The following is an 8,253-nucleotide window of genomic DNA, read 5'->3' as shown; positions in this document are numbered from 1 at the left end:
CGGCCTTCTGCTCGGCTGCAGGCGTCCTTCTGCGCGCCGCATACGGCCCGCGCGAGGCGGTCTCCGCCCGCAAGCTGATGTCCCGCCAGATCACTGCTGCCGACGCCCCCAAGGTGCACCGCGGCGGCATGGTCGCCCGTGCGGCGGGCTGGCTGCGCGACAATCTGTAAAAGGTTGGCCGCGTTCTAAGGCGACGATTTCTATCCGTCTGAATCTGAGCGTTTGAGCGCATCTACGGACCCAGATCCCACGGCTCGGCCATGGGAGTGATGGCGCACGCCAGCGCATACCTCAACAGGCGCGCCTCATTTGTGCCCGTAATGACTAATCAGCGATATGGAAAAAATCTTCAAAATGGAATTCAACTTGAATCCAATTTGGCAAATTTAGATAAAACCACATCCAATACGACAAATATCGATGATAGGCTGTCTGTGTTCAAACTGTGTCTTCATTGTTACAGCGATGACGCCTAATGGTCCAATTTGAGCCACAAAGGTTGCCTGCCTCCATTTTTCGCTTAGACCCCTGTTTTGTAAGCGTGGCGCAGAGTCGTTGCGCTGTGCAGTTTCCATTTGAAGTTGGGGTCCAAAATGCACTTGAAACGCAGATATCTCTTCGGAAGCACGATGCTCGCGGGCGTTCTCGCGATGTCGGCTCCGGCCTTTGCACAAACGGCGCAGGAAGAGCGGGAAGAAGCCGCGACCCAGGTCGGCGAAATCGTCGTCACGGGTTCGCGTATTGCGCGCCCCAACCAAGAAGCTCCGACTCAGGTGCAGGTCGTTACGGCGGAAGCCATTGCGACGACGGGTGAAGTGAACCTGGGTGAAATCCTGCGTACGCTGCCTGCCGCAGGCGTGTCGTCGTTGACGCCGACGAACTCTAACTTCTTTACCCAAGGCAATGGTGTCGCCACCGTTAACCTGCGCAACCTCGGCGAAGATCGCACCCTGGTGCTGGTCAACGGCCGCCGTTTCGTTGCGGGTCTGCCGGGCACCCAGATCGTCGACTTCAATAGTCTGCCGACCGAGTTCGTCGATCGCATTGACGTCGTTACGGGCGGCGCCTCGTCGATTTACGGTTCCGATGCCCTTGCCGGCGTAGTCAACATCATTACCGATAAGGATTACGAAGGCTTCCAGATGTTCGGCCAGTACGGCATCACGGACCGTGGTGACCGTGAATCCTTCAAGATTGGCACCAAGTTCGGCTCAAACTTCGCCGACGACCGGGGCAACTTCGTCGGTACCTTGTCTTATCAGGACAACAAGGCGGTCTTTGCCGCGGATCGTGCTGATCGTGATATGGCTGTCGACGGCGCCAACGGCCTGAACTTTGGGGGCACGTTCGGCGAGACGCGTTACTTCTACGGCTCGAGCTTCACCCCGGGTGGTGTCGCTATTATTCCAGGCATCGGCGTGGGTAACGTCAATGCCGTTTACAACCCCTCGACGGGGCTGGCGCGCCGTTATGTAGCTTCGGACGGCTACAACCGCCAAGCGCAACGTCTGCTCTCAGTGCCGAACTCTGCGCTGCAATTCTCAGGTCAGGCGCTTTATAATTTCAACGATAACAACCGTTTCTTCTTTGAAGGCTCCTATTTCCGCGGCAATACCAAGAGTGATATTGAGGCGAGCCCGGTTGGCGGCTCCGACATTTTCCGGGATACTCAAGACATTGGCTTGAACCCGCAATGTGGCGCAACAGGGTGCCTTTACGGCATTCCGCTTCTGAGCGCGATTGTCCCGGAATCCATCCGCAATATGGTTCGCGCGGGCACGCCCGGCCTGACAGACAGCCAGCGCGTGGTTGGCTTCCAGCGCCGCATGACTGAGTTCGGTAACCGCCAAAACGAAGCCACTCGCGACCTGTTCCGTGTCGTGGCGGGTCTGAATGGTGAACTGCCGGGTTCGATGAACCTCAACTATGAGATTAGCGCCAACTGGGGCCGTAGCTCGGAACAGCAGTTGACGATGGGCGGCATCCTGAAGGACCGCCTGATCAATACCTTGGATGTGGTGGATACGGGTGGCGGCGTCCTGGCCTGCCGCAACATTTCCGAACGCGCTCGGGGTTGCACGCCCTTCAAGATCTTTGAAGAAGGCGGAGCCTCTCAGGGAGTGGTCGACTACATCTCAGTTCAAAACACGTTCGATTCCTTTGTCGACCAGAAGGTCTTGAGCGGGTTCATTGGCGGCGACCTGTTCGAACTCCCCGCCGGCCCGTTTAAGTTCGTGGTTGGCAGCGAGTATCGCCGGGAGGAGTCGCGCAATACGCCGGACGCCACCTTGCAGCAGGGGCTGGCCAGCGGAAACATCGCTCCAGAAACTCGCGGTGAGTTCAATGTAATAGAAGGTTTCGCCGAGCTGCATATTCCGCTGCTTGCTGACCTGCCTTTCGCCCATCTGTTGGACATGAACCTGTCGGGTCGTCTGTCCGACTATTCGACGATCGGTAACGCCACTGCTTGGGCCGCGTCGCTTGAATACATGCCTACGGACTGGTTGAAGCTGCGTACGCAGTATTCAGTTGCTGTTCGTGCTCCGAATATTAGCGAAATGTTCTCGGGACGTTCGCAGACCTTCCCGACCAACGCAGACCCCTGCCGTGGTCTGACGATCAGTGGCGGCCAGGCGGCCTTCACCAATGTGCGTCAGAACATCGGGGATCCCAGCGCTGTGTTGGCCAGTGGGGTTGATGCAAGCACGGTGGGCAGCGATAACGCCAAGGCTTGCTTGGCTGATCCGACCTTGGCGGCTCGTGTGGCTCGTGATGGCGTCTTCGCTCAAACCCAGGCAGAAGCTCAAGGCACCGGTGGCTTCAACAGCGGCAATGCCGACCTGAAGCAGGAAGAAAGCACCAGCTTTACGGCTGGCCTGGTGTTCAACGCCGATTGGTATGACTGGCTTGCGCCGTTCTCGCTCTCGGTTGATTACTTCAACATCGAAATCGACGACATCATCGCGAACCTGGCGCGCGGCACCAGCCTGAACGAGTGCTACGTCAACAGCGGCGGGGTTTACGACACCAACAGCCCGTTCTGCCAGGCGGTCGTACGCTATGCGACCGGTACGGCGCAGGTCGGCGCCATGCGTGAGTTGAACTCGCAAACGCAAAATCTGGGTACGTTCAAGACGAGCGGGTTCGACGTTATGGCGAGCTACACCCTGGATCTCGACAACTTCCCGGTGACGAGGGACTGGAATGGCAACTGGGGCACGCTGACGACCAGCCTGTCTTATCAACGTCTTGAAGAGTACAAGACGTCATCGCTGCCGGGCGGTGAACTAGTCGAAACGGCTGGTATGACGGGGTACTCCAAGAACAAGGCTACGCTGGATCTGCTCTATCGTCGGGATGCGCTAACGGTGTCCTGGCAAACGCAGTTCATCGGTCAGAGCTGCTTTGATCAGCTCGATCCCTGCAATAATTACGATCAGGACGGTCGTATTGACCTGACCACCTTCTCGGATCTGCAAGTTCGCTATGCGGTGACGCCGAAGGCCACGGTCTTTGCTGGCGTGGACAACATCTTCGACGAGTATGTCTACATCGGCCAGAATTGGGGCCAGCCTACGGGCTGGACTACGCAGCCGGATGTCTATGACGGTCTGGGCCGCCGCTTCGTTGTGGGCGCGCGGATGAACTTCTAAGCTATAGGAAGCCTACAGCCTTCGGGTTGTGTGGAGGAGGCGGCGCCAAGCGCCGCCTCCTTTTCTTATGTGGAGGCGCAAACGCCTTGAAATTAAAGCGTCACTGCAAATTTTCCTCTCTGCGGGCCTGCGACTCATATTATCGAGGTAACCCTTCGTTAACGCAGTCAGGGTTTTCCTTAACGCGCTCATAACCAATGCGATTCGGCGGGGAGTTCGCATCGGGGACGAAGGGCAGGGTCCTTAGGTCGGAATAATACAATGTCTCTCTCGCTGGTCAGGCCGGAAGCCACGGAATTGAAGCCCCGCATCGTCGTGTTCGGCGTAGGCGGAGCAGGCGGAAACGCGGTCAACAACATGATCGACTCCGGCCTTGAGGGCGTGGAGTTCGTCGTCGCCAACACCGATGCCCAACACCTGAGCTTCGCCAAGACCGACCGCCGCATCCAGCTGGGTGAAACGATCACCCAAGGTCTGGGCGCGGGCGCCCACCCCGAAGTCGGCATGAACGCCGCCGAGGAGAGCGCGGACGAGATTCACGCGCACCTGGAAGGTGCGCACATGGTCTTCATCACCTGCGGCATGGGCGGCGGCACCGGCACCGGCGCGGCGCCGGTCATCGCCAAGTGCGCGCGTGATCGCGGTATCCTGACCGTTGGCGTGGTGACCAAGCCCTTCACCTTCGAGGGTCGCCACCGGATGCGCCTGGCCGACGCCGGCGTGGCTGAGCTGCAGCGTTACGTCGACACCCTGATCGTCATCCCGAACCAGAACCTGTTCCGCGTCGCCAACGAACGCACCACCTTCTCCGACGCCTTCGGCATGGCGGACCAGGTGCTGCACTCGGGCGTGCGCTCGATCACCGACCTGATGATCCTGCCAGGTCTGATCAACCTCGACTTCGCCGACGTCCGCGCCGTGATGAGCGAGATGGGCAAGGCCATGATGGGCACGGGCGAGGCCACGGGCGACGACCGCGCCCTGCTGGCGGCCCAGAACGCCATCGCCAACCCGCTGCTGGATGAAACCAGCCTGAAGGGCGCCAAGGCCGTGCTGGTGAACATCACCGGCGGCATGGACATGACCCTGCTGGAGGTCGACGAGGCCGCCAACGCCATCGCCGGCGAAGTGGACGGCGACGCCAACATCATCTTCGGCGCCGCATTCGATCCGGCCCTGGACGGCAAGATCCGCGTCTCGGTCGTCGCGACCGGCATGGATGAAGCCGTCATCCAGCAGATCGAGCCGCAGGGGCAGAGCTTTGGCCGTACGGGCGGCCTGCCGAACGCGGCCCCGCGTCAGCCGGAAGTCCGCATCGACCCGGTACGCGAAGCCGCGCCGCAGCCGGCGCCCGCTCCGGTCTATGAAGCCCCGGCCGCCCGCGCGCCCGAGCCGAAGATCGAGGCCAAGCCCGAGCCGATCATCCGTGACGCACCGCGTAACCTGGAGCCGATCGTCGATCCGTGGGTCGAGGAATATGAGCAGGGCGCCGGTCGCGCCCAGCCCGCCGCGTCTTCGGAACAGGGCGACCTCTATTTCGATCGCGCGCCGCAGCGTCAGCAACCGGCGCCGCAACAACCGGCCCAGCGTCCGGCCGCCCGTCATGAAGAGCCCGCCGAGGAGCCCTTCTACGACGAGCGTGACCACCGCCGCAGCGGCTGGAGCCTGTTCGGCCGCAAGCGCCAGCAACCGCAGCAGCAACAGTCCTATGCGCCGCCGCCCTCGTCTAACCGCACGACCCAGCAGTTGCGCCAGACGCAATCGATGCAGCCGCAGCAGCAAGACCCGCAGGTGGGCCAGTCCGACGATGACGACCTGGAGATCCCGTCCTTTCTCCGCCGCCTCGCGAACTGATCGACCCAAAAAGTCCTGATATTGAAGCGCCCCGGAGCCGACCTCCGGGGCGTTTTTATGTGTGGGGGCAGGGGCCGGGACGTGTCGTCGAACCGAAACAATCCGAAACCCGACTTTCATTTCGGGCTTGAGCCTCGAGGCGTAAACGACAGGTGAGGCGAAGACCGTCCCGTTTGGGGCGGGTCGCGCAATAGAGAGTATCCGAGTGACGGTCCGCAACGACCAGTACGAACAGACCATCGTCGCCCCGGCCATCTGCGCTGGCGTCGGCGTGCACACCGGCCGCCGCGTGCGCCTGGTCGTGCGCCCGGCTGCGCCCGGCCACGGCATCGTCTTCGTGCGCACGGACGTCACCGATCGCGACAACCGCATCCCCGTCTCGGGCGAGGCGGTCGTGGACGCGCGCCTGAACACCATGATCGAGAACGCGGCGGGCGTGCGCCTGTCGACCATCGAACACCTGATGGCCGCCCTGGCCGCCCTGGGCGTCTCTAACGCCGTGATCGAGGTGGACGGACCGGAACTGCCGATCCTGGACGGCTCGGCGCTGCAGTTCGTGCAACTGCTGGATCGTGCGGGCTTCCGCCGTCAAGAAGCGCCCCAGACCTATATCGAGATCCTGAAGCCGATCCGGGTGGAGGAGGGCGACAAGTCCGCCGTCCTCAAGCCCTGCGACCGCTATGAAATGCGCTTCGAGATCGACTTCCCGACGCCGGTCATCGGCAAGCAGGTGGTGGATTTCGTGGTGGATGAGGCGACGTTCCGCTCGGACATCATGGCCGCCCGGACGTTTGGCTTCGCCCATGAGGTCGAGGCCCTGCGTCAGGCCGGTCTGGCCCGCGGCGGCTCGCTGGAGAACGCCGTGGTCATCGACGGCGACCAGATCCTGAACCCCGGCGGTCTGCGCATGGAGCGCGAGTTCGTGCGCCACAAGGCGCTGGACGCCATCGGCGACCTGTATGTCCTCGGCGCGCCCCTGCTGGGCCGCTACGAAGGCGTCAAGGCGGGCCACGCCCTGAACAACAAGCTGGTCCGTGCCCTGCTGGCCCAGCCCGGCGCCTGGCGCGAAACGGTGCGCGTGCCCGACATGGCGATGGCGGGCTGAATTCAACTTCCAAGGATATTTGAGTCGAGGGTATTGATCAGGACATGATCAAATACTCCCGGCCCATGAAGGCGTCCGTTTCTCGTCGAACTCTTCTCGGAGCAACAGCGGCGAGCGGTGTCGTGGCGACTGGAGCCTTGGCCAAGAGCGCCGCGCCAGCCGTCGGAGATGCCTGGAACGCGGTGGAGGCCGTAGGGCAGGCGGCGATTTTGTCGCAAGCCGTTCCGGGTATGCAGGTCTGTGTTCGTCGAGGCGACGCTGTCCTGTTCTCGCGTGGTTTCGGTCTGAGCAATCTTGAGACGCGAACCGCAATGGACGCCAAGTCGGTTTTCCGGATTGGCTCGGTAACCAAGGAATTCACGGCCGCTCTCGTACTCTCTCTGGCTGAGAAAGGGCGTCTCCAGCTTGATGATCCATTGGGTCGGTTTCTACCGTCATTTCCTGTCCCGGCGCTGACGTTGGGACAGTTGTTGACCCATACGTCCGGACTTTCGAACTACACCTCGACAGTTAGCGCGCAGACCTACCTCGAGCAGTCACGGCAAGATCGCTCCGTGCAGGAGATGGTAGAGGTCGTGGCCGGGGCTGAGCCCCTTGTCGTGTCGGAGCCGGGGGCGGCTTGGGCCTACAGCAATTCTGGATATGTTTTGCTCGGCGCTGTGATCGAAAGCATCACGGGATCGTATGCGCAGGCCATGGCTGATTTCCTGCGTCCGCTTGGTCTTCAGAACACGGCCGTTGACGATGGGCGAGAGGTGATCGACGGGCGGGCCTCCGGCTATGTGGCGCAGCCTGAATCCAGCGCCAAGTTCGCCAACGCCCCTTACGCGGCTATGAGCTACGCTGGCGCTTCGGGCGCCATGCGCGCCACCGCCGAGGAACTGGGTCTATGGCGCTCGGCCCTGCTCAGCGGGCGGGTCGTGAGTGCGGATAGTCTGGCCTTCATGACCACGCCGGCGCGGCTATCCAGCGGCAGTCTGCCGACAGACGATGCCGGTTCTGAAATCCTTTACGGAGCCGGCGTCTATCTGGACCCTATGGAAGGGCGACCTGCGTTGAGGGGAGGCGGCGCCGTCCAGGGGTTTGTGGCGGTTTGCGATACGGTCATTCCCACGCGACTGACGACCGCCATTCTCCTGAATGTCGACGGCAACGGTGCGCCCGGGGGGCGGGCTGTGATGCGTGATCTGCGACGGGCTGTTCGCGATGTCGTGGCCGCCACGACCGGCTGATCAGGCCAGCGCAATCGCCGAGATCAACCGGCCGAAGTCCGGTTCGCCCGCCAGATAGGCGCGGCGGTTGGAGTAGAAACGATCCGCATCCACGCGCGTGTCGTCGCCGGTCCAGGCGGCCTCGCCGACGCCCGCCTGCTCCAGCCGCCACAGGACGAAGCCGGGCAGATCGAACTGGCGTTTGTCTTCGGCTGCGCCGGGGGCGAAGAAGCGTTCGCTGCCGGGGTCGTGGTGGGCGAAGCGGTCCTGATAGTCGGCGCCGACTTCGTAGGAGTCCTGGGCGATGCAGGGGCCGACGACGGCGACGATGCGCGACGGCTCGGCGCCCAGGGCCTGCATGGCTGTGACGGTCGAGTGGACGACGCCGCCCAGGGCGCCCTTCCAGCCTGCGTGGGCGGCGCCGACCACG

At 62.3% G+C, this 8,253-nt stretch carries 5 protein-coding genes; 4 read left to right on the top strand and 1 reads right to left on the bottom strand.

The features are described from left to right. Positions 1-593: 593 nt before the first annotated feature. The 4 genes from RT567_RS10895 (at position 594) to RT567_RS10880 (ending at position 7,844) form a co-directional block, all read left to right on the top strand. Complete coding sequence (locus tag RT567_RS10895) at positions 594-3,653, top strand: TonB-dependent receptor plug domain-containing protein (RefSeq protein ID WP_313576398.1); 3,060 nt, start codon at positions 594-596, stop codon at positions 3,651-3,653. A 261-nt stretch (positions 3,654-3,914) separates the two neighbouring features. Further along, on the top strand, positions 3,915-5,507 hold the full coding sequence (gene ftsZ, locus RT567_RS10890) for a cell division protein FtsZ (protein WP_313576397.1): 1,593 nt from the start codon (positions 3,915-3,917) through the stop codon (positions 5,505-5,507). A gap of 205 nt (positions 5,508-5,712) precedes the next feature. Then, the gene (gene lpxC / locus RT567_RS10885) at positions 5,713-6,612 is read left to right on the top strand and encodes a UDP-3-O-acyl-N-acetylglucosamine deacetylase (RefSeq protein ID WP_313576396.1); all 900 of its coding nucleotides are present in this window, start codon (positions 5,713-5,715) and stop codon (positions 6,610-6,612) included. Between the two features lie 44 nt (positions 6,613-6,656). Then, complete coding sequence (locus RT567_RS10880; RefSeq protein ID WP_313576395.1) at positions 6,657-7,844, top strand: serine hydrolase domain-containing protein; 1,188 nt, start codon at positions 6,657-6,659, stop codon at positions 7,842-7,844. Here RT567_RS10880 and RT567_RS10875 read toward each other — a convergent pair. Then, the coding region (locus RT567_RS10875; protein WP_313576394.1) for a polyphenol oxidase family protein at positions 7,845-8,253 on the bottom strand (409 nt) is incomplete at its 5' end.

Source organism: Brevundimonas sp. (assembly GCF_032107865.1).
In the GTDB taxonomy this organism is placed as follows: Bacteria; Pseudomonadota; Alphaproteobacteria; order Caulobacterales; family Caulobacteraceae; genus Brevundimonas.
This window is presented reverse-complemented; position numbering and strand designations above follow the sequence as displayed.